The sequence below is a fragment of the Streptomyces himastatinicus ATCC 53653 genome (assembly GCF_000158915.1).
Classification (GTDB): domain Bacteria; phylum Actinomycetota; class Actinomycetes; order Streptomycetales; family Streptomycetaceae; genus Streptomyces; species Streptomyces himastatinicus.
This window is the reverse complement of the sequence record NZ_GG657754.1, coordinates 2,191,789-2,192,692: the sequence shown is the minus strand read 5'-3', so window position 1 is coordinate 2,192,692 and position 904 is coordinate 2,191,789. Positions and strand designations below refer to the sequence as shown.

The following is a 904-nucleotide window of genomic DNA, read 5'->3' as shown; positions in this document are numbered from 1 at the left end:
CAGCGCCACACCCAGTGTCCCCGCCCGGTTTCGGCCCGCCGGCCTTCGGGCCGCCCGGCTTCGTCCCGGACCCGGACACCCCCATCCTCGGCGTCCCGGCGAAGGTCCCCTACCCCCGGGGTGCCACGCGCGGCGGACGCAACACCGGCCGCACCGGCGGCCCGAGCGGCCCCGCCGACAGACCGCACGTACCGCCGCGCCCCACCACCCCGCCGCGTCCCGCCGCCCCGCCGAGCGCCGGAACCGGCCATCACCGCGCGCGCAGCCGCAAGGTGGCCGCCGCCGTCTCCCTCGTCCTCGGCCTCGGGCTGCTCGTCGGCGCGGCGGCCGGCAGCTGGCTGGGCGACAGCCCCGACGCGACGCCCTCGGCCGCCGACACCTACGCCAAGACGCGCGCCGCCTGGCACAGCGTCCCCGTGGACGACCTCTTCCCCCGCACCCTGCGCGGCAAGGGCGACGGCCCCGGCGGCGCCGACCGCCTCTGGACCCGGGTCGCGGTCGCCCCCGACAGCAGCTGCGGCGGCGGCTTCGATCCGCTGCTCACCAAGGCGCTCTCCCCGGTGGGCTGCGAACGCCTGCTGCGCGCCACCTACACCGACTCCACCAGCACCAGCGTGACCACCGTCGGCCTGCTGATCACCGCGGCCGACACCGCCGGGATGAAGGCCCTGCGGCAGCGCTTCCACGACGACAACCTCGACGAACGCACCGATCTGATGCCCCGTCCGTACGCCGCGAAGGGCACCGCCGCGGCCCGCTTCGGCGACGACCAGCGGGCGAGCTGGCGGATCCGGATCCTGACCGACGCACCCGCCGTCCTCTACGCCGTCTCCGGTTTCGCCGACGGACGCGAGGTCACCGACCCCCAGTCGGCGGGCGAGGCCACCCGGCGCGGCGCGACCTC

The 904-nt window shown here is 77.3% G+C and carries 1 protein-coding gene; it reads left to right on the top strand.

Translation table 11 applies throughout. The features are described 5' to 3' along the window. Positions 1-14: 14 nt before the first annotated feature. The coding region (locus SSOG_RS53390; RefSeq protein WP_050799821.1) for a hypothetical protein at positions 15-904 on the top strand (890 nt) is incomplete at its 3' end.